Origin of the sequence: Leptospira terpstrae serovar Hualin str. LT 11-33 = ATCC 700639 (assembly GCF_000332495.1) — a bacterium.
GTDB classification, from domain to species: Bacteria; Spirochaetota; Leptospiria; order Leptospirales; family Leptospiraceae; genus Leptospira_A; species Leptospira_A terpstrae.
In genome coordinates, this window is the sequence record NZ_AOGW02000016.1 from 41,206 (window position 1) to 63,065 (window position 21,860).

General features: G+C 38.9%; 18 protein-coding genes. 7 read left to right on the plus strand and 11 right to left on the minus strand.

Annotated features, from left to right (window positions below):
* Positions 1 to 10: 10 nt before the first annotated feature.
* Together LEP1GSC203_RS15505 and LEP1GSC203_RS15510 are read right to left on the minus strand one after the other, a co-directional pair.
* Positions 11 to 1,264 carry an FAD-dependent oxidoreductase gene (locus tag LEP1GSC203_RS15505; protein ID WP_002975071.1) on the minus strand — a complete coding sequence of 418 codons (1,254 nt, stop codon included), beginning with the start codon at positions 1,262 to 1,264 and terminating at the stop codon, positions 11 to 13.
* Entirely contained in the window at positions 1,261 to 2,763 is a 1,503-nt protein-coding gene (locus LEP1GSC203_RS15510) for a succinate CoA transferase (RefSeq protein WP_039938242.1), read from the minus strand. Before LEP1GSC203_RS15510 ends, LEP1GSC203_RS15505 begins: the two co-directional genes overlap by 4 nt.
* Positions 2,764 to 2,834: 71 nt before the next feature.
* Between LEP1GSC203_RS15510 and LEP1GSC203_RS15515 the strand changes: the two genes are divergently transcribed.
* Entirely contained in the window at positions 2,835 to 3,245 is a 411-nt protein-coding gene (locus LEP1GSC203_RS15515; protein WP_002975076.1) for a zinc ribbon domain-containing protein, read from the plus strand.
* 14 nt (positions 3,246 to 3,259) lie between these two features.
* Here LEP1GSC203_RS15515 and LEP1GSC203_RS15520 read toward each other — a convergent pair whose 3' ends face one another.
* A complete protein-coding gene (locus LEP1GSC203_RS15520; RefSeq protein ID WP_039938205.1) occupies positions 3,260 to 5,143 on the minus strand; it encodes an ABC transporter ATP-binding protein in 1,884 nt (627 codons plus the stop codon).
* A gap of 2 nt (positions 5,144 to 5,145) precedes the next feature.
* Here LEP1GSC203_RS15520 and LEP1GSC203_RS15525 point away from each other — a divergent pair, with 2 nt between their 5' ends.
* Positions 5,146 to 6,570: an ABC transporter substrate-binding protein gene (locus tag LEP1GSC203_RS15525; protein WP_002975167.1), complete on the plus strand. Its 1,425-nt coding sequence runs from the start codon at positions 5,146 to 5,148 to the stop codon at positions 6,568 to 6,570.
* Here LEP1GSC203_RS15525 and LEP1GSC203_RS15530 read toward each other — a convergent pair.
* From LEP1GSC203_RS15530 to LEP1GSC203_RS15560, 7 genes are read right to left on the minus strand one after another with little or no spacing between them, the layout of a single operon-like run.
* Positions 6,527 to 9,007 (minus strand): transglycosylase domain-containing protein, encoded by a 2,481-nt coding sequence (locus LEP1GSC203_RS15530; RefSeq protein WP_002975046.1) that lies wholly within the window; start codon positions 9,005 to 9,007, stop codon positions 6,527 to 6,529. The two genes, LEP1GSC203_RS15525 and LEP1GSC203_RS15530, sit on opposite strands and share 44 nt — an antisense overlap.
* Positions 9,004 to 11,376: an endopeptidase La gene (gene lon / locus LEP1GSC203_RS15535; protein WP_002975077.1), complete on the minus strand. Its 2,373-nt coding sequence runs from the start codon at positions 11,374 to 11,376 to the stop codon at positions 9,004 to 9,006. Before lon ends, LEP1GSC203_RS15530 begins: the two co-directional genes overlap by 4 nt.
* Positions 11,377 to 11,389: 13 nt before the next feature.
* Positions 11,390 to 13,384 (minus strand): excinuclease ABC subunit UvrB, encoded by a 1,995-nt coding sequence (gene uvrB, locus LEP1GSC203_RS15540; protein ID WP_002974996.1) that lies wholly within the window; start codon positions 13,382 to 13,384, stop codon positions 11,390 to 11,392.
* Between the two features lie 6 nt (positions 13,385 to 13,390).
* Positions 13,391 to 14,059: an ATP-binding protein gene (locus tag LEP1GSC203_RS15545; RefSeq protein ID WP_002975118.1), complete on the minus strand. Its 669-nt coding sequence runs from the start codon at positions 14,057 to 14,059 to the stop codon at positions 13,391 to 13,393.
* 48 nt (positions 14,060 to 14,107) lie between these two features.
* A complete protein-coding gene (locus LEP1GSC203_RS15550; RefSeq protein WP_002975168.1) occupies positions 14,108 to 14,575 on the minus strand; it encodes a tRNA (cytidine(34)-2'-O)-methyltransferase in 468 nt (155 codons plus the stop codon).
* Positions 14,576 to 14,583: 8 nt separating this feature from the next.
* The gene (locus LEP1GSC203_RS15555) at positions 14,584 to 15,738 is read right to left on the minus strand and encodes a S1 RNA-binding domain-containing protein (protein ID WP_002975161.1); all 1,155 of its coding nucleotides are present in this window, start codon (positions 15,736 to 15,738) and stop codon (positions 14,584 to 14,586) included.
* Positions 15,735 to 17,114: a hypothetical protein gene (locus LEP1GSC203_RS15560; RefSeq protein ID WP_002975004.1), complete on the minus strand. Its 1,380-nt coding sequence runs from the start codon at positions 17,112 to 17,114 to the stop codon at positions 15,735 to 15,737. The genes LEP1GSC203_RS15555 and LEP1GSC203_RS15560 overlap by 4 nt, the downstream gene beginning before the upstream one ends.
* Positions 17,115 to 17,151: 37 nt before the next feature.
* Between LEP1GSC203_RS15560 and LEP1GSC203_RS15565 the strand changes: the two genes are divergently transcribed.
* Together LEP1GSC203_RS15565 and LEP1GSC203_RS15570 are read left to right on the plus strand one after the other, a co-directional pair.
* Positions 17,152 to 17,856, plus strand: a complete 705-nt coding sequence (locus tag LEP1GSC203_RS15565; protein WP_002975127.1) for a hypothetical protein — start codon at positions 17,152 to 17,154, stop codon at positions 17,854 to 17,856.
* A gap of 2 nt (positions 17,857 to 17,858) precedes the next feature.
* On the plus strand, positions 17,859 to 18,701 hold the full coding sequence (locus LEP1GSC203_RS15570; protein WP_002975155.1) for a glycosyltransferase family 2 protein: 843 nt from the start codon (positions 17,859 to 17,861) through the stop codon (positions 18,699 to 18,701).
* Here LEP1GSC203_RS15570 and LEP1GSC203_RS19635 read toward each other — a convergent pair.
* Positions 18,606 to 18,950: a hypothetical protein gene (locus LEP1GSC203_RS19635; RefSeq protein WP_040917277.1), complete on the minus strand. Its 345-nt coding sequence runs from the start codon at positions 18,948 to 18,950 to the stop codon at positions 18,606 to 18,608. The genes LEP1GSC203_RS15570 and LEP1GSC203_RS19635 overlap by 96 nt on opposite strands.
* A 74-nt stretch (positions 18,951 to 19,024) precedes the next feature.
* Between LEP1GSC203_RS19635 and LEP1GSC203_RS15575 the strand changes: the two genes are divergently transcribed.
* The 3 genes from LEP1GSC203_RS15575 (at position 19,025) to LEP1GSC203_RS15585 (ending at position 21,844) form a co-directional block, all read left to right on the plus strand.
* Positions 19,025 to 19,915 (plus strand): shikimate dehydrogenase family protein, encoded by an 891-nt coding sequence (locus LEP1GSC203_RS15575; protein WP_002975005.1) that lies wholly within the window; start codon positions 19,025 to 19,027, stop codon positions 19,913 to 19,915.
* 46 nt (positions 19,916 to 19,961) lie between these two features.
* Entirely contained in the window at positions 19,962 to 21,161 is a 1,200-nt protein-coding gene (locus LEP1GSC203_RS15580; RefSeq protein WP_002975123.1) for a Mur ligase family protein, read from the plus strand.
* A 62-nt stretch (positions 21,162 to 21,223) separates the two neighbouring features.
* On the plus strand, positions 21,224 to 21,844 hold the full coding sequence (locus LEP1GSC203_RS15585) for a TetR/AcrR family transcriptional regulator (RefSeq protein WP_002975010.1): 621 nt from the start codon (positions 21,224 to 21,226) through the stop codon (positions 21,842 to 21,844).
* Positions 21,845 to 21,860 lie beyond the last annotated feature (16 nt).

Sequence of the window (21,860 nt, forward strand, 5' to 3'; positions counted from 1 at the left end):
CGAATTCGAATTACCTTTGGATTAAGTCATCAAGCTTTTGATTAGCAATCTTTGAGGCAACAAGAAGGCCTGACTTTGCTCCTGCCTCTAAAAGAGGAATTCCATAAAGAGAATATGAACCACATAACCAAAGATTACATTTTGGATCCGCATGTAAGTTTGCGATTCTACCAATGGCTTTTGCAGTTCTTTCATCCATCACAGGCCTTTCAAACTTCGCCAATTTTAAAGTATCAGTTTCTTTAGGTAGTTTGTGCGGATTCCATGTTTGAAAAATTTTTTTTCCTTTGAGTTCAGGAATGATCCTACCTAAGTCCAAAGTCACTTCTGGTTTGTCGAATGTATTTCTGATTTTAAATACTAAAGAAACAGATGGGTTTGCAAAATAAGATTCATCCGTATGTAGAACAACATCGCTCGATTCATAACGAAATTCATTTAGGATTTCTTTTTCTAATTCATAACCCTCCCCTAGCAGATCTTTTGCTTGGTTTGCCTGTGTAGAAAGGATAACATGTTCAAACTCTTTTTCTTCGTTTGCAAATTGAATGAGGATTTTACTTCCTCTTTTATAAATCTTCTGGATTCCAGCATTTAACTGTAGGTTCTTTAATCCGGCAGTGAGGCGATTGACAATATCTCTTGTTCCAAAACTTGCCGTTTCTTGCGGGGTATAAGAATAACCACGGGAATGGTATCCAATGATAGTTTCAGCAGGATAGGCGCCCACAGTCTCCGTCTTACAAGTGTTCACTAAGGCAAAGGTAGGGAGTAAAAATTCATAAATAAATTCTTGGGAATACCCATATTTTAACAAAAAATCCAAAATGGAAATGGATGGGTTTTCCTTTTTCCAATCGTCTTTTGCGTTGGCATAAAACTTTAATAAATCGGAAAAAATCCTTCGCCCTTTCCCCGTTACAAAAGAATCCATTGTAGGCACACCAAAAGAAATTCCTAATATTTGGTGAGAACGAAATCCAAAAATTGTTTCTTCATTTGACTCTACTCTAAATGAATAATCCACTGCCCTTGTTTGTATGCCTGCTTTATCATAGACCTGAAAAAGAGTGGGATAGTAGTCACGTTTAATGGTTCTAAGCGGAATATCAAATTCCACTTCTTTTCCATCTACCATTTGTTTGGCGCCAAAGGCTGCCATCCCAATTTCTGGATGTTTCTCAAATAAAGTTACATCTTTATATTTTTTTAATGCCCAAGCTGCCGTAAGTCCCGTGATTCCCGAGCCAACAATACCTATCACTTCATACTTCCGGTTTTTAAGAACTGGACATGCCAAGAAAGTGCTTTTTCCAAGTCATGAGGAGTATGTTTTCCTTTGGAAACGCGAAGAGCATTTTCATAATATTCACGGAGTTTGTCTCGATAAATTGGGTGAGCACAATTGTTTATGATAAGTTCCGCGCGTTTTTTGGGAGGGCATCCCCTAAGATCAGCTAATCCTTGTTCCGTAACAAAAATCATTGTTGAATGTTCGTTATGATCCGTATGAGAAACCATGGGAACTACTGCAGATATATTTCCTTCTTTTGCGAGAGAAGGAGTCATAAAAATACACAAATGAGAGTTCCTAGTAAAATCACCAGAACCACCGATCCCATTCATCATCGAAGTTCCCATCACATGAGTAGAGTTTACGTTTCCATAAATATCCACTTCGATTGCAGTGTTCATTGCAATGAGGCCCATACGTCTAATGACTTCTGGATGGTTTGATATTTCTTGCGGTCGAATGACAAACTTAGATTTCCATTCGGATATGTTTTCATGAAATCTTTTAAGTCCCTTTTCTGAAAATGTCAAAGCTGAAGTTGAAGCAATTTCAAGTTTCCCTGCATCAATCAAATCAAATACAGAATCTTGAACCACTTCTGTATACATTTGAATGGAATGGAAGTTAGGATCTTTTGCCATACTGGCAAGAACGGCATTGGCAATATTTCCAACCCCATTTTGGTACGGAAGATATTCTTTAGGAATTCTTCCCTTTTTTATTTCATGTTGGATGAATGATAAAACATGGGCTGCTATATTTTGACAATCTTCATCAGGTGTTTTGAAAACTGTCGCCGCATCCGGTTTGTTTGAACGCACTATCCCTTTGATTTTATCTGGAGAAACTTGTATATACGGTAAACCTATTCTGTCTCCTGGGTTAAGGATATTGATGGGGAGTCCCTTTTCGTGATGATTGGGAAGATAAATATCGTGATAACCTTTTAACTCTAAAGGATGAGTATCAGTTAACTCAATGTAGACGGACTCTGCGTTTTGAATGTAAGTAGCACTCATTCCAGAAGATGTGGAGAGATAAATTTTACCATCGACAGTCACCTCAATGGCTTCTACTATGGCTGCATCAATTTTTGGCAAAATTCCATGTTCGATGTATTTTACAACATGGGATAAATGCATATCAATGAAATCCGTTTCCCCTTGGTTGATAAGATTCCGAAGATGGGAGTTGGATTGGTATGGGATTCTTAATTTGAGAGCACCCGTTTTTGCCAAAGCACCATCTAATTCTTCACCTGTGGAGGCACCTGCATACAAATTGATAGAGAATTCATTTCCTAATTTTTTTTCATCTTCGATTCGTTTGGCAAAGGCAACAGGAATGAGTTTTGGATATCCAGCGGGTGTAAATCCGGAACAACCTAGAGTTACATTCCTAGGCAATAAAGCTGCCACTTCTTCTGCTGATTTAATTTTTTGTTCAATGAGTGCGTTGGTAACGGCCATAAGTGTAAATTCTCTTCTTTGACCAAAGATAAAGAGATTGCCTAAAAATAAAAAGTCCAAATTCTGAACGTATGGATTTTCTATTATATCTGTATTGTCTGCTCTTTGGAATCATTCTGATCGCACCTTTTTTATTGTTTTATTACCGATTCCGTGTTGATGAATCACCATTTGGAAAGGAAGAGGGAGCCTATCTCAGGCCCATAAATGAAAAGAAAAGTAACCTCCTCGATTCACTGAGAGATATCAGATCTGATTTTGATTCAGGAAAATTAACAGAAGAAGAATTCCAAACTCAATCCCTTCCTTATATTGAAGCATTAGATTCTTTGGAAGTGGAATTAAAAGAGATAAAGGCAAATGTGGCAATCCTTCCTACTCCAAAAATTATTGAAAATTGGACCTGCGCCAACTGTGGTTCGTTTGTTGCAGTTCCTAATGCAAAGTTTTGTCCCAATTGTGGAACTGGTCGCCTAGCATAAACGATTCTGTTTGATTAAGTAGAACTAGAAAATTGCATATCATACAAACGTTTGTATTTAGAATTTTGGTTTTTTAGTAGATCCGTATGGCTACCGCTCTCTACAATTTCTCCATTCTCTAAATAATAAATTGTATCAGCAATTTTAACTGTAGATAAACGGTGAGCAATAATGATTACAGTTTTATTTTCATACAACCGAACAAACGCTTGTTGGATCAGCCTTTCTGACTCTGTATCCAAAGCAGATGTGGCTTCATCTAAAATCAATACTTCTGGATTTGCTAACAAGGTTCGAGCAATGGAGATTCTTTGCCTTTGCCCTCCAGACAACATCACACCACGTTCGCCAACGATGGTATCATAACCTTCCTCGAAAGCTTCGATAAACTCAGAAGCAAATGCATCCTCGGCAGCACGTCGAATTTCTTCTTCAGATGCGTCTGGCCTTCCGAAGGCAATGTTCTCGCGAACAGAACCATTGAACAAAAAGATATTTTGAGAAACAACTCCGATCCTTTTTCGTAAGTTGTCTAAACTCAAATCCTTCGCATTCACATCATCCCAAAAAATTCCGCCATCAGTTGGGTCAATTAGTCGTGGCAAAAGATCAACTAACGTAGATTTACCGGCACCTGAAGATCCTACGATAGCTATGGTTCCGCCGCGTGGTAAAGTAAGATTAATATTTTTTAGAGCATATATATCTGTATTAGGATAAACGTAAGATACATTTTTGTATTCAATACCTTTTGACAATTGGCCGAGTGGACTTGGGACTTTTGGTTCCTTCACATCCACATCTCTTCCTAAAATTTCGAATACACGATCACTAGCAATTACAGAGGCTTGGATTAAATTCACCAAAATACTCATCTGTTTTAATGGACGCATAAGAAAAATCAATGTAAGAAAAAAAGCTATGAACATCCCTTTAGAAAAACTTGCATCTTCTAACAAATAAGCACCAATCCCTAAAAATACCATAGTCACCACAGAGCCAGATAACTCAGTTAATGCGGGTCCAATTTGGTGATAAAAATGTGTTTTGAATGTTTTGTCCGATAAGTTTTGGTTTACTTTAAAAAAACGATTTGCTTCTTTATCTTCCATCGAAAATGCTCGAATGACCCGGATTCCAGAAATCACTTCTTGCAGGTCTCCATTCAATTCAGACAATTGTTCTTGTTGGTTTTTGGTAGTTCGCCGAATGCGATCGGCAAATGTGCTCACGGGCCCTACAATTAAAGGTATGACAATAAATAATAAAAAGAATAATTTCCAACTTAACACAAGTAAGATGATTAAGTGAGTCACAATATAGAAAAAATCATTAATGGCATCTTTTAGGTCGTTTGAAACCACTTTCCCAACAATATCGACATCATTGATCACCCGACTCATGAGAACCCCTGTTTTCTCACGATAAAATTCGTTCAGTGGTAATACTTGGAGTTTTTTATAGAGTGCTTGCCTAAGGTCACTGACGGCAAGAAGGCCTGCAGAATTGACAAAGTAGACCGTACCTGCCAGGCAAATGAGTTTTAAAAAGTAAATCGGAAGGATGATGAGGCAAAACAAATATACTAAGTCGTCTGGTTTTTTATCTGCAAGTTCTTCATTTGTATTTTGTTTGAGATGGGCAAATTGCCATTCCCAATATGTGAGTCCTTGGAGGTGGTCAGGTTTTTTGTGTTCTGACAGTAATGCCTGGTCTTTTTTTGTAAGCGCAATTTGGAACTTGTAATTTTCACCAGTCCCCAAAGAATCAAAGATAGGGATGAGAGACGTGAGGGAGGCTCCATTGAATATGGAAACAAATATAGACAAGAAAACACCGAGGCTCAGTCTGTATTTGTATTTTGTTAAGTATGGCCAGAGTTTTCGGTAAATCTTCACGTATGAGAACCTTATCCCTTGTTTTCTTTCTCTTGTCCCTCACTTTTTGCCGGAAGGAAACTCCCCATTTTGACTTAAAAATAGCCCTTCCCTCGGACCCTGCCCATTTAGATCCCCTGTTCCTTACCGATTTGTCAGGCCAGAAATTGGCAAAATTTCTTCACCAAGGCCTCTTTGTCCAAGATGCAAAAGGGATCCACTCTCCTTGGATTCTCTCTTACAAAAAACTTCCAGGTCCAAAAAAAGAACTCTGGCAAATCCATCTGAATGCAAACGCCCCTTCTGCTAAAGATATAGAATACAGTTTATCTCGTTTAGTTTTTGAATCTTATCCAAGAAAGGGAGACTACCATTTTTTACTGGGTGTAAGCTCTAGGTCAGAAACAGAATTAGAGTTAGAATTCAAACCAGGTACATTAGAATCAGAATGGAAAGAGAAACTCAGTTTGCCTTTTGCTTCCATCCTAGGAAAAGAAGAATGGAAACAGGACCACTTAAAGTCCTTTGGAAAATACACACTCCTCACATGGAAAAAAAATGAATACTTAGACTTGGAATTTCAAGGAGAAGTAAACTCGAACTTTCCTAAAAAAATTCGGTTTCTTATTTTACCACAATCATCTACTTCTTTATTTTTGTATCGAAAACAACAGTTAGATGCATTTAAACTTACAGATTTCCTTCTTTCTCTACCTGAAGCCAATTCAGAATTTACACTCACAAAAAAAGGAAGATCAGTTCAATACGTGGCGATCAATCAAAACAATCCATGTTTTGATAAACACTTTCGCAGAGCACTCAACCTATCTGTCCCGAGAGCATTGATCATTCAAAAACTATTAGAAAATCATGCAGACCTTACCTACGGCCCCATTCCATTACAATATATGGAAAAAATTGCAAAGGGAAAATCGTGGAAAGAACCAGTGTATCACAAACAACAAGCGTTAGATGAATTGAAACAGTCTACTTGTTATCCCAAAATCAAATCAACAAGTTTGGAATTTCGAATGCGAGGTGATGATGAGAACCAGGCCAAAGGCCGCGCCATCAAACAAGCATTAGAGGATATTGGACTCAAGATTAAACTGAGGCCAATGGAAAAAGCACCATTGTATAAAGAAAATGGAGAAGGAAAAGGAGATCTTACCTTACTCACCTGGTATTCTGATTTTGATTCTGTTTGGAATTTTTTAGATCCACTCTTTCATCCAGAGAAGGTAGGTAACGGAGGGAATCGGTCTTTTTATAGAAACCCTGAGGTGGGTAAAATCTTAAACCAACCCTTCAAAAACAATTTGGATGCTTTACAAGTGATCGAAAGAATCAATGAAGATAAACCCTGGATTTTTCTTTGGTCCATCCAGGAGAACTATTTAGTCTCTAAGGATTTTCTTCGTTATAACGCGCTCGTCGATTTTCTATAAGGGGAGGTTCCAATTCCACAGAGTCTACAGCGGTTGGTTGGATACGGCTACCTTGTGCATCATAAGTTGAAATTTCAGAATCATCGATGAGTTCCGGTTTAGGAATGGTATTTTGGATGGGAGGTTCTTGTTTCAAAAAACCGGCACGTTTCGGTGGTAAATCACCAATATAATAATACTGAGCATAAAGTGGCACCTTACAAATGTAATCTGGAGTCGATTCCAAAATAGTTCCATCATCAGCACATACATCCACCTTAACAAAATCTCCCACAAAATTAGATATCAATTGATTCCCCATACCCAATTTTGATTTTACATTCTGAGTGTACCTGTACCAAATCCCGCCAGATACTCCAGATCCCGAACCAGGGAAAGGGGCTCCTTCGTCATGACCAACCCAAACCACTGTTACATTCCTTGGAGTGAGTCCGGCAAACCATACATCCCGAACACCCTTAAGACCTTTCCACCTTGAAGATTTGAGTTTAGGAGATTGAACAGTTCCTGTTTTTCCGGCATACAAAAATGATTCCCCCTCCTTCTTCTTTAAAGTCATAGTACCTTCTTCGGTAAGAACAGACTGTAGGGTATTGATAGCCATAGCACAAGCCACTGGATCCAATATTTGTTCGGCGGCTTCATTGGCAACAGTGCTATAAAATTCATTTCCGTCTAAATCAGTGATTTTGATAATTTTTCTTGGTGTCACTCGCCTTCCCCCATTCATAAGGGTTGCATAAATGACAGAAAGTTCCATGGGACTTAGTTCGCCTGAGCCAAGTGCTAAAGATAAATTTCTTTGGAACCGGATCTCTGCCTCTTCTTCCGGTATTGAAAGGATAGCACTTAGTTTTTGTATAAAATAAGAAATGCCAATCTCATGTAGTAACTTTACTGAGACAGTATTTACTGACTGAGCAAGAGCTTGCCGAACTGTGATATCACCCTTATATCCCTTATACCAGTTTTTGGGTGAATAACCAGAGATATCTAATTTTTCGTCTTTGATTTTGGATGATGGATTTACGATTCGTTTTTCAAAAGCAAGCGCATAGACAAGAGCTTTGATTGTGGATCCCGGTTGGCGCCTGGCATCTTCGGCTCGATTAAAACGAAATACATTGGATATTTTATATCCGCCCACCATGGCTTCAATATCCCCTGTTTCAGGATCCAAAGAAATCATAGAACCGCTGAGTTGAGGTAATATGGCACGAGTGACTTCGGCTAAATCCGCCTTACCTTTGTTTTGGTATTCGGTTTCTTGTTTCGTTAAATCGGCTCTGACTGAATCGACTCCTACACGTAACGCCTCTTCTGCGAGTCTTTGTTTTTCTAAATCTAAAGTAGTGTAAACAAGTAATCCACGTTCTTCTAAATCTTCATTGGAAAATCGTTCTAAAATAAATCTGCGAATTTCCGAATTAAAATCAGGAGCCAAATTGACTCGGAAATCTTTATCCGCCCCATATTTTCCAATTTCGCTAGAATATTTCGGATTTCCTTCTTCGTCTTTGGATTCTTTAATTTTGTATATGGTTCGGAACTTTTTTAAATTTAGTTCAATGGAATCAGAAAATTTATGAGGAATTTCTTTCTGTGAAGGATGCAGTTCTGGATTTCTGGCCATGTCATATAACACGCGTTTTTGTCTAGATAGTGCGATTCCTAAATTACGAACCGGGTTGTAAACACTGGGTGCTGGAATGATTCCGACAAGAAGAGCTGCTTCTTCTGGACTTAGCTCTGAAGCAGGTTTACGAAAATAATACCTAGCAGCCTCTTCTACTCCAGTGTTGCCTTCACCCAAAAAAATTTGATTTAAATACATAGCCAAAATTTCTTCTTTTGAGTATTGGCTTTCTATATAAAAAGTACAATAGAGTTCTGTTAGTTTATTGAATAGATTACGTTTTCCTAAATTTAACGTAAGTTTGGCTAACTGTTGAGAGATAGTAGAGCCACCTTGTGACAATCGAAATTGAATTAAATTAGTCACTACCGCTCGACCAATGGCTGTGTAATTCAATCCTGAATGGGCAAAGAATTCTCTATCTTCAGACGAAAGTACTGCCCAAACGATGACATTGTGTTTGGCTAAATTGTCAGTACGAATGGGCCTAAAGTTTCTGCGATAGAACTCACCCATTACCTTTCCACTGCGGTCTAAAATTTTTACTGACTTTGGCTGGAAACTATCATAAAAATTGGATACTTCCGACCGGTATTTTTCAAGTGATTTGTGTACACGAGCTTCTTCACCAGACCAAACTACATAGGCTCCACCCAAAAAGAAAAATGATAAAAAGATCCCGAAAATCACTCCCAAAGTGAAAAACTGAACTCGACGAATCCAAAAAAAACGGAAAAGATCTGTTAGGTGGCCGTACAACACTTCCAGGATGAGGAAAAAGGAATTGGTCTGTTGGTTCATTTTTTCTTACCTTTAGATTTCGGAAAAACGAGTTTTTCCACTTCTTCAAAACGAGTGACTGGATAAAAAGTAACACCACGTTTTACATAGTCTGGAATTTCTTGGAATGCCTTTTCATTGTCTTTAGGGAAAATGATTTTTTTCACTCCGACTCGTTTTGCGGCCACAATTTTTTCTCTAAGTCCGCCAATCGCAAGTACTTCTCCAGTTAACGTAAGTTCACCGGTCATACCAAATCCTGGAGCAATCACTTTGTTTGTTACAAGTGATAAAATCGCAGTAGCCATTGTAATTCCTGCACTTGGGCCATCTTTCGGAGTGGCACCATCAGGAACATGTAAGTGAATGGCTTTTTTTTCAAATAAAACATCATTGTTGATATAGTTTTTCACAAAAGAAAGAGCAATGTTTGCTGACTCTTCCATCATCTTTCCCATTTGTCCCGTAAGGGTGAGTCCACCTTTGCCTGGAATGAGAACAGCTTCGATAAGAAGTGTAGATCCTCCCGCATTGGTCCATGCAAGACCAAGTGCTGTACCGGCAACTTTGGGAATTGTCATTCGATCATCAACAAATGGAGGAGGTCCTAAGTATTCAACCAAATCCTTTTCTCTGATTTCTTTGGAATACTTGTCCTTTAACACTTGTTTTAAGGCAATTTTACGAACTAATTTATCGAATGTTTTTTCTAATCCACGTAAACCAGATTCTCTTGAATACGAATTGATTAGTATTGAGACCGTTTCTTTTTTCATCGAAAAGGAATCCGGATTTAAACCATTTTTTTCAAAAATCTTTTTCCAAAGATACTTTTGAAAGATCTGCACTTTTTCTTCTGTGATGTATCCTGAAAGTTGGATTACTTCCATACGATCGAGTAAAACGCGAGGGATTGGCTCAAAAGTGTTCGCTGTTGCGATAAACAAAACATCAGACAAATCAAAAGGTAAATCTAAATAGTGGTCCCTGAAATTTGAATTTTGTTCTGGATCTAAAACTTCAAGGAGTGCAGCTTGCGGATCACCTTGGTATCCTTGCGACATTTTATCAATTTCATCTAATAAAATCACAGTATCTCGTTCTTTTGTGATCTTTAAGGCACTGATTAGTTTTCCAGGCATGGCACCGATATAAGTTCGTCTATGGCCTTTGATTTCTGCTTCATCTCTCACTCCGCCGACAGAAAAACGATAGAACTTTCTGCCTAATGCTTCTGCTACAGATTTTGCAATAGAAGTTTTACCAACACCTGGTGGGCCCACCAAACAAAGGATAGATCCTTTACTTTTTGGATTCAATTTATGAACAGCCAAAAATTCTAAAATTCTTTCCTTCACATCTTCTAGTTTGTGATGATCCCGATTGAGTATTTTTTTGGCGTGTAGAAGGTTGACATCTTTTTCCTTTGGTTTTTCCCAAGGCAAAGCATCGACTAAATCTAAATAGTTTCGAATGACATTGTAATCACTAGAAATTGGATCTGAGTTTTTAAATTTATCAATTTCTCTTTCTACTTCGGCAATAATTTCATCACTTACAGGAACCGCTTTTAATCGTTCCAAGAGCTTTTCGTATTTAAGTTCCGTTTTATCTTCGCCAACACCTAACTCTTGCTGAATGGCCTTTAATTGTTCCCTGAGGAAAAATTGGCGTTGTTGGTTATCAATTTTATCGTTGATTTGTTCTTGGATCTTTTTCTGAAGAACCACCAACTCAATTTCTTTTTTAAGAAACAACAATACCTTTTCTAAACGATCATTGATTTGTATAGCTTCTATAACAGATTGGTATTCTTCTTTTTCTAAGTTCAGAATGGAACAAACAAAATCAGCCATTTTAGCTGGTTCGTTTACATTCATCATCGTTAGTTTCATGTCTTCTGTAAACAAAGGATTGTTTTGTGCAAGTTCCTTTGTTAAAATAAGCAAGGTTCTCATTAAAGCCTTGATATTATTTTTACTTGTACCGAGTTCTTCTTCTGGGTATTTTACATTGGCAACAAGAACTGGCTCTTTTGTATGAATGGAATTGATTTTGAATCTTTGGATGGTGTTTACTAAAATATTCATTCCACCATCAGGCAGATTGATTTTTTTCAAAATTCGAGCAACCACACCAATCTGAAAAATATTGTCTTCCGATGGAAGTTCGGACTCATCTTCTTTTAAAAGAATCAGTCCTAAAAACCCCGCCCCTTTTGAAGACTCTTCAATGGATTGGATGAACCGACCCGGAGGTACAATTAAGGGAGTGATGATTCCTGGGAATACAGGCCGTACCTTAATCGGGAGAAGGAAAATTTGTTTCGGGAGAGAATCTTCCAATCTCGCCAATTTTGTTGGGTTTTCCCAAAATTCATTTGTTTCCAATCCGTATCCTACCTTATGATTCTATTTTATCTGGGCCGAGTGCTAACATTTTATCACGAAACATGGCAGCTTTTTCAAAATCCAAGTCGGATGCGAAACGCAACATTTCTCGTTTTAATGCATCACGTAACTTGTCTTTGGTTTTGTATTTCTTCAAGGTAAATTCTTTTTCCATTTCCTTGAGAGCTTCTTCTTTACTGTCTTCTTCCGCCATCTCTCGCGGTAAAATATCATGAATTTCCTTGATGATACTTTGAGGGGTGATTCCCATCTTTGTGTTGTGGGCTTCCTGGATTAGACGGCGGCGTTCCGTTTCGCTGATTGCTTTTTTTATCGAATCAGTCATTCTGTCTGCATAGAGAATGGCCTTACCATTCACATTCCGGGCTGCACGACCAATCGTCTGGACAAGCGATTTATAATTCCTTAAAAAACCTTCTTTGTCTGCATCTAAAATGGCAACCAGAGAAACTTCTGGTATATCCAAACCTTCTCGTAGTAAATTGATCCCAACAATACAATCGTAAACACCCTTACGTAGGTCTCTGATGATTTCTGTTCTTTCAATAGTATCAATTTCGGAATGGAGGTAGGCAATCTTCAAACCCACTTCTTTATAATAATCCGTTAAGTCTTCTGACATCTTTTTTGTCAGAGTGGTAATGAGTATCCTTTCTTTTTGTTCAATACGAAGTCTGATTTCGTTTAACAAATCTTCGATTTGGTTTGTGGTCGGGCGAACTTCCACCACCGGGTCAAGTAGTCCCGTCGGACGGATGATTTGTTCAATCACCGCCTCACTTTTGTTAATTTCATTTTGATCAGGAGTTGCCGATACATACAATGTCATCGGAGTCAAAGTTTCAAATTCTTGAAAATTAAGCGGCCTATTGTCGAGAGCACTAGGAAGTCTAAATCCAAAATCAACTAATGTTTGTTTTCTTGACCTGTCACCTGCATACATTCCTCCAATTTGCGGAAGTGTTACGTGAGACTCGTCAATGATGAGTAAAAAATCCATGTTTGGAAAATAGTCAAGTAAACAAGCAGGCCTTTCTCCTTCATTTCTTCCTGTTAGGTGGCGAGAATAGTTTTCAATCCCACTACAATACCCAAGCTCCACAAGCATTTCCATATCATAGTTGGTTCTGGATTCTATGCGCTCAGCTTCCAGATGTTTCCCTTGTTTGAGAAACTTTTCTTTTTGGTCAGCCATCTCACTTTTAATTTTTTCGATGGCATCTTTGATTTTTGGACCTGAGGTAATGAAGTGTTTTGCCGGATAAACAACTACTCTGTCTAGTTTGGTTTTTACCTTTCCCGTGAGTGGATCAATTTTAGATAAACCATCAATTTCATCACCAAAAAGTTCAATTCTGATTCCTTCCTCTTGGTAAGAAGGCATAATTTCTATGGTATCACCACGAACTCGAAAATTTCCCCGACTAAAATCGATATCATTTCGAGCGTATTGGATATGAAGAAACTTTCGAATGATTTGGTCTCGATCGATTTTATCTCCCACGTGTAACATAACCACAGAGTTCATATAGTCTTCGGGAGAACCTAAACCATAAATACACGATACAGAACTTACGATGATTACATCATCACGTTCGAGCAAACTAGAAGTTGCACGTAACCTGAGTTTGTCGATTTCCTCATTCATGGACATATCTTTTTCAATGAATGTATCCGAAGAAGGAACGTAAGCTTCTGGTTGGTAATAGTCGTAATAGGAAACGAAGTATTCTACTGCATTGTCTGGGAAAAACTCTTTAAACTCACGAAAAAGTTGTGCAGCTAATGTTTTGTTATGAGATAGAATGAGAGTTGGTTTTTTGACACGGGTAATGACCTCAGCCATGGTAAAGGTTTTTCCAGAACCCGTCACACCCACCAGAGTAATTTTATTTTTACCTTCACCAAAGGACTTCGCAATATTTTCAATTGCTTCGACCTGGTCTCCGGCAGCCTTAAAAGGAGAAACCATTTTGAAATTTGCCATAGGAACCTATGTTAGTTTACGAGTTGCTTTCAGTATAGCTTGTTTTCGATTGTCGCTGATTTCAAGATCTACGGAATCAAAAAGTTTTTGCATGACCATCATACCACGCATGAGTGTTGCTGTGGAAGAAAACTTACCTCTCTGAATATCATCTTCTAGATTAAAGTCTTTTACAGTATTGATCATTTCTATGGAAAAGGTTTTGTGTTTATCGATTTGGAAATTCACTTCCACACCGCCACCGTCACCATACTTGGCTGCGTTTTCCACGGCTTCCACAGTGGCAATACAAAGGTCCATGCGTAACTCTTCTTGTATCCCATTCCGTTTCAGAAAATAATCAAGCCTTGCCCTTACATACTGCATGGGGTTGTAGGAAAGTGCACCGAGAATTACAAACTGTTCGGAGGTTCCCATCTTACGAATGATAGGAGATGTATCAGGGAGTAAATATTCACGAGGATCGATAGGGTTTGTAGTGATGATTCCGTCTTTGATTAAATCATCTAGAAGTGAAGTAATTCCTTCTAAAGTGGTATTGGGATGATCCTTGAATTTACGTTGGGTTTCCATAAACACCCAAGAGTAAAAATCGTTCACATTCCCCGAGAGGCCATTGGAGAACAAAGTTTTCACTTCTTTCTCTAACTCAGTTCTGGAGAGAGGGAACGGCATATATTCCCATTTCAAGGGGAACGGAGGACTTGTAAATTGTTTTATCCTTTAGGGATTAGTCCGTGTTTTTTCTTGGCGCAGTGCTTCATAAAGTACAATGGCAACAGCGTTGGAAAGATTGATAGAACGACTCACCTCTGCCATAGGTAAGGAAATAATATGGTCTGGAGGGCAAGACTTGTGGATTTCTTCCGGCAGACCCGATGTTTCCCTCCCAAAAAGGAAAACATCATTCTTTTCAAAGTCTACATCCCAATACACACGGGTTCCAAATTTGGAAACTAGGAAAATTCGGCTCCCTTCCGCCTCTTTTTTGGATCGAAATGTTTCGAAGTCAGGAAACCGCCGAAGATCCAAATCCTTCCAATAATCAAGACCAGCCCGCCGGACGGCCTTTTCAGAAAGATCAAAGGACGGCTCCCCCACAATGGAAAGAGGGACTCCGGCATTCACACAAAGTCTTGCAATATTTCCCGTGTTAGGTGGAATCTCTGGACGAAAAAGTGCGATCTCCAAATCGTGAATTACTTCTTGTTCTTTTTTTCCAAAGATTTTTGAAGGGCTAGTCCAAAACTAGAAACAGATCCAGAAGTTTCTTCCTTGGACATATACTCTTGGTATTCCATCCGATCCTTTGCCTCACTTGCTTTAGAAATCGATAAAGCAATTTGTCTTTTTTCTGGATTGATTTCCAAAACAAAAACTTCCAACTTTTGGCCGGGATTGAATACAGTATTTAGCGGAGTTCGCGAAGGAACCCCTGTTTCTTTATTTGGTACAAGACCAGAAAAATCATCACCTAACCGAACAAAGAGGCCAAACGGTTTGATAGACTCTAAAGTTCCCGTCACAATGTCTGATTCTTTAAAAGGAAGTTTGCCTGACCATGGATCAGATAAAAAGTCTTTTACACTGAGAGAGATTTTGTTAGTAGCCCAGTCAAGTGTAAGGATTTTTGCACGGAGGGTTTCTCCCACACGAAATTCTGTAGTGAGGTCAGAATTTTTTTTGTAAGTTGCTTCTGATTGGGGAACCAAGGCATCAAATCCATCCATGTCCACAATGAGTCCAAATTTATGAATACTTTTGATTGTGCAGGAAACAAAAATTCCAACTTTTAACTCTTCGCGTAACAATTGTTTTTTGGTTTCTCGTTCTTTATCTGCAATTTTTTTCTGCGATAAAACAATTTTGTTTTGTTTTTTGCCAATCTCCGAAATTACAAATTTAATTCGTTTCCCGGCAATGTTTGTTCCTTTTAAGGATCCATCCAACTGGCTAAAAGGTACAAAGGCAGGGTGACTGCCAAGTTTGACTTCCCAACCACCGTTTGCTTCTGTTAACATCTGACCAAGAACAGGAATTTCATATTGAGATGCCATTTCCATATGTTCTTCTGTTAGGTTGTCTCCAGAAAGACAGGTAGTAAAATAAAAATCTCCAGAGTTTTCTTTTAAAAAATAAACAACAAGAGTATCCCCTACTTTGGGCAAAACTTCTTCTCTCCATTCTTCAATTGGTATATTTCCAGTGATTTTATTTTCTACAGTGCGAATGAATACATAATCATTCTTAACAGCTGTTACTTTAGCTTCATGACGTGAGCCGGGTTCGATGGATTGTCTTTTTTTAAAACTTTCTTCTAATAAACGGTCAAATTCTGAGGATGGGCCTTTCATTTTGCGGTTCCTTCCTTGGTGGGTTTCGGGGTATAGACCAATTTTCCTCCTAATACCATGGATTCAATTGGAAATATTCCGGAAGCGCGTTTCAAAGGATTTTCATCGTGGACTGAGAAATGGGCCGGTCCTCCGACTCGTATTTTCCCCTCATGGTCGGCACCGATAAAGGAACAAGTTCTTAGAGTCAAAGTTTGAATGATTTCTCTCCGGATTTGGGGTAAGGATTCCGGGTCGGCATTTGTGGAAAGCAAACTAGGCGAAAAGGAACCAAAAAGAGAAGCCCAAAACCCAGGTTTGTTTTTAGTAGATTCCACTTTTCTCACGACAGGTTTTGCCAAAAGGGACTCCCAAAGCCGCACTTCGACAATGGCAGCTTGCCCCGGAAACAGTCCCCAATACCCAGCCCCACTCGCAAAAAGAAGGTTTTTTCTGGCTTCCGCTTCCGTTTGGAAAGTAGATTGGTATTGGGTAAAAGACTGATTTTCTTCTGTTCCTTCCTCTTCGCCTTCCGGCTCTATGGATAATAAATCCTTCCAAAGGGAACCAAAAACCGGATGAAGGCGGGACCAGACTTGGATCTCTTCTTTCCAAAGTTCTGGGTTCCTCTTTAAGTCCTGGAGATACAAAATAGACAATAGGGGAGCCCAACGAAAGTCACGTTTTTGGGCCCGGTAAAGATTGGTTCCCTCGGGCATGGGATGGAAAATCACTGGAAAACCGGTATCCAAAGCATCTTCCCAACTCGTTTTGTCAGAAAAAGTATAAGCAACAGGAAGGTATCCTTTTTCCTCTGCTTCTCTCTGTTTGGCATAAAGTTCTGTTTGCGAAAACCCGCGATTTTCCACCTCTTTCAGAAAAATAGGAAGGTGGCGGTTGCGTTTGGAATCGGATGCAAAGCTTAGGCCGGAAGAATAAAGAGCTTCTTTACCCGAAGCAAGTTCCGAATAGAGAGCTGGTTTTTGTGACTGAGTGAGAAGTGGAGAAAACCACTTCGATTTAATGATTTCATTTTGTAAGTTTGTTAGATTAGGATCACCTACTGACTCGATATGGCTAAATCCAGCTGCGAGAAACCCAGAAAGATAGGTTGATATTTCTTCACGGCCGGTCTTACCTCCGCGGGCATTGGAACCCAATGTTACAGAGGCATCACAAAATCCAGGCAATAAGTACTTAGGATGTACAACAGGTGTACCTTCTTTGATGGAAATGATTTTGCTTTGGACTACCTCTAGATCGACAATTCTGCCAAAATTGGCTTTTTCACTCTCCCAGATCCGAACCGATTTCATTTTCAAATTTTGAGGCAAAAGGTTAGTAGGGGCAAAAGCCGATATAAATAAGGAGAGGAATAGAAGCCTGCGGTTTTTCATACTAGCGGTCTTAGTTACCTTGACAGTAAGGACTAGAATGGAAAAGATTTCGGGTATGGGAAAGGAAACAAGCGAGATTTCTGATCACATCAAATTACACATCGAAAATGGGAAAATTCTCTCGCTTAAGACTCACCGGGTCTCCAAATCCGTTGAGGAACACATCAAGGAGGCCGTAGGTCTTATTTTAGATCGCCTCACTTACCCCACTCTTGTCCCTACCCTTTATACGATCATCAAAGAGCTGGCCATCAATGCCTGCAAAGCCAACCAAAAACGTGTCTTTTTTGAAGAACGTGGATACAGTATGCTAAACCCTTCCGAATATGCAAGGGGAGTCAGAGAGTACCGTGAAATGTTTTCAGAAGAGATGTCCAACGAATTTGGAATCAAAGCAAAAAAGAAAGGATACTATTGTTTAATTAACTTCAAATTCAATGACGATGGAATCACCATCGAAGTCATCAATAACACACCCATTGCCAAAGAAGAAGAAAAAGCAATCAGAGAACGATTGGAGAAAGGAATGGTGTATGATGACATCGCTCAATTCTACATGGACAATGCTGACACCACAGAAGGTGCTGGTCTTGGACTTGCTTTGATTCTCATTATGCTCAAAGGGGAAGGTATTGATCCCAATTTCTTTCGCATCATTATCGGAGAAGATTCCACCATCGCAAGGTTGGAAATTCCTCTCTCCGATAAGTTTATCTCTGTCCGCGATCCCAATCAAATTTAACTATGCCCCTCTCTTTATCCTGTGCCATCATTACCCTCAACGAAGAGGATAATATTTCTCGCACCCTCGAAGCCCTTTCCTTTATCGAAGATATTGTAGTCATCGATTCTGGATCCACAGACAAAACAGTCGAAATTGCAAAGTCATTTGGTGCTCGAGTATTCTTTCGTAAGTTTGTAAACTATGCTGATCAAAAAAACTTTGCTATCGAACAAACTAAATTTGATTGGGTGCTTGCCATTGACGCCGACGAAGTGGTATCCAGCGGGTTACAAAAAGAAATTACAGATCTATTTAATGATCATAAACTAGAGTCTGTTGGTTATCTTGTTCCGCGTCTGACTTATTATTTAGGTAAGTGGATTCGATTTGGTGGTTACTATCCTAACTACCAAATCCGTTTGTTTAAAAAAACTGCAGGTGAGTTTAGCGGCGGTTTGGTGCACGAAAGAGTCAAATTATCAGGCAAACCAATCAAACTAAAAAACCCACTCTATCATTATTCGTATAAAAACATTTCTGACCATTTACAATTCATTGATCGATATTCAAGTTTGTTTGCAGAAGAAGAATTTAGAAAAGGAAAATCGAGTTCAGTTTTTTGGGCTTTTTTAAAAGCCTGTTTCAAAGGATTTTATATGTATTGGATTCGGTTAGGAATCCTAGATGGGAAACAAGGATTTGTTCTGGCCCTTCTAGGGTTTTATTATAATTTTCTTAAGTATTTAAAGTTATATGAAAAATCGAATTCAATCTCTTCTTTCTTTGTTATGGTTGATTCGGTTCATGATGTAAAGAGCAGTAAATCCACCAAGGAAGATGGCAACCAAGTTCACGTTGGATAATTGTGTGGAACCAATTTTTGGAGACATCAGCCACATAATGATATCGCGAATGTAAGTTTGGAAAGTGGCAAACACGATGAGAGCACCGATACCTGCAACAAAAGTGGAACCCCAAAACTTTCCTAGTAAGTCTTTACGTTTATAATAATAAAAATAATAGGCACAGGCTGCGGATGCGAGAAAAAAGAATAAAATATCTACTAGAATTGTCCATGGTTCCGATGGTGCGGCAAGCGGTAATGAAATCATTGTTCTTGTACCTGTCTAATACCTATTTTCGGTAAGCCATTGTTTAGTCCATAAGATAAAAAAAGAGGTTTTCCTTGTATTCAAAACATACCGAACTATTCGGAATCTTGGGATATCCCTTAGGCCATACCCTATCCCCGTGGATTCATAATACATTATTCCAACTCTCCGGATATGATGGAGTGTATCTGGTATTTGAAAACGAAAAATGGAAAGAGATAGGACTACGCCCCATCATTGACTTAGGTGTAAAGGGTGTTTCGGTTACCATTCCATTTAAAGAATGGGCCTATGGGCAAGCAAATACGGTATGTGACGCATCCAAAACAATGGGTGCTTCCAATACCTTACTTTTTCGTGACGGGATCCATGCAGTGAACACCGATGGAACGGGAGCCGTTCTTGCGATCTCCAAATCCAATCCCGATCTATTAGATCCGAAAAAGGAAAAACAAATTTTAGTCCTTGGAAGTGGAGGCAGTGCCAAAGGGATTGTTTATGAAATTGCGGAGACTCTTAAAAATAACGCTCGTGACAAAAAGATCCAAAGAAAGATCAAACTACTTGCAAGGAATGAATTTACATCGAAAGAAATACAAACTGCTTTAGGAAATCCAGATTGGATTACCATTACCTCGAAAAAAGAATGTCTGGAAGAAGTGGATCAATATGACCTTATCATTCACACAACACCTGTAGGAATGAAAGGTTATGGTGGTGAACCCCTACTCGATTCAAAATTTTTCACCAAAAAACACACGTTATTCGATATTGTTTACAATCCTTTGGAAACTGACTTAGTAAAAGAAGCAAAGAAAAAAAAAGCAGAAATCATTCCAGGGTATCATATGTTACTCTACCAAGGAATTAGACAATTTGAACTATTTACAAATGTTACAGTGAAACCAAAATGGATTCAAAAAGTGGAATCTTTACTTTTAAAACAACTAAAAAGTAGAAATTAAGTTTTATCATTACAAACACGAACCGTTGGAAATCATAGAGAAGAGAATGCAGTTTTTAGATTTTTTATATAGTTTGCAGAATATTGAAAAAACAAGAAACTTCAATGTCTTCCAATCGTATTCACTGGATGCACTGAATGACCTTTTTAACTTTGTCAATTCTAAACATAAAGTAAACAAACCCATACGCATCAGCGTTGTCGGTACCAACGGAAAAGGCTCCACCTCACATTACTTAGCCTCTCTTTTGTCAATCCTAGGTTACAAAACAGGGCTTTATACTTCTCCCCACCTCCTCAGTCCTTTAGAAAGATTCCAGGTGTTTAAAAAAGGCAAATCCCAAATTCCGAAGGAAGAAGAAGTGGAACAGTTCTTTGTCCAATCCATCCTTCCAGATCTCGAGAGATTTTCGTCCCTCTCCTATTTTGAATTTCTCACAGTGTTTTCGTATCTTTTCTTTTCCTTTCAAAATACTGAATTTGAAATTTGGGAAGCCGGTCTTGGCGGAAGGCTCGATGCCACTAAACTTGTTCAAGCCGACTATGCCGTGTTAACTAAAATTGGAAAGGACCATTCTGAAATCCTGGGGGATTCCAAAGAAAAAATTTGCAAAGAGAAATTAGGAATCCTAACTAGTGTTTGCCGAAAATTGGCTGCGATGGACCCAATGGATCCTTCCCTAACATCCATCATCGAAACTTTCCCAAAGAACCAAATGCCCGTGCGGATCATCCCTCTAGTAGGGAAGCCAACGTATTTAGAAACCAACTTTCTTTTTGCAAAGAAGGCACTCGCAGAGTTTGTTCCTGAAATAAAACAAGAGATCCAATCCATTTCCTGGGAAGAAATAGATCGTCCCCGGGGGAGGATGGAAGTCCTAAAGTTTTCCCCTGAAATTGTTTTTGATCCAGCTCACAATCCAGATGCCATTGCGACTACAACTCGTGAATTTGGAAGGTCACATTCTGACTTTTCCTTAGTTTTGGGAAGTCTTCCTGACAAAGACCGGGAAGGAATTCTGAGAGAACTAGAAGGCCTTCCCCTCCAGTCCCTTTATCTTTGGGAGGGAACTGGGTTTGGAACCTTCCCAGAACTTCCTCTAGCCCTAAAGCCCCTCACAAAAAGAATCCAGAACGAAGAAGAGCTCCTCTCCCTATTCCAAGGCAGATTTCCGGTATTGGTGTTAGGAAGTTTTCGCCTCTATGGAATTGTGGCAAAATTAATACAAAATACAACAAACATGTAAAATTGGACTTTACAAATGAATCCTGAACGACATTGTTCTTTTAGGAAACATCGTTCAGGACCATGCAAACTCCCAAAGAACATACACGAAAAGAAATCTTACAAGCGGCTCGAGAAGAATTCATTCAACTCGGTTTTGAGAAGGCTAGTATGCGAACCATTGCAAAAAAAGCAAAGGTATCCACGAGTAATATCTACAATTACTTTGAAAACAAAGAGCACCTTCTGACAGAAATCCTACAACCAGTTCTTTCTGGAATGGAAAAAGCTTTTGCTTACGTTTCTCACCCGGATTATTTTGAAAAAAGGTTTAACGACAGTTATGAGGCATGGCAGGAACGATTTAACATTGCTCTTGACTATGTAGATTCTAATCGCGATGACTTTATCCTTTTGCTTACGAAATCACAAGGATCCCATCTAGAAGAATTTCCTGACACAGTTCTCACTCGCCTTACCAAAATCAATTTTGACCAATACAGTGCCTTTAAAGAAAAAACCCCAAGTTACAAAGGGGAAGTCAGTGAATTTGTAGTGCGAAACATCCTTTCCTTCTTTCTCAATATTTTTGTCCAGATGGTAAGACAAGGAATTTCCAAACAGGATATGTTGGTTTATCAGGATAGTTTCCTTAAATTTTTACACTTCGGATACAAAGGATCGATTGCCTCTGATCTGAGTTGAATCAATCTGGTTCTCG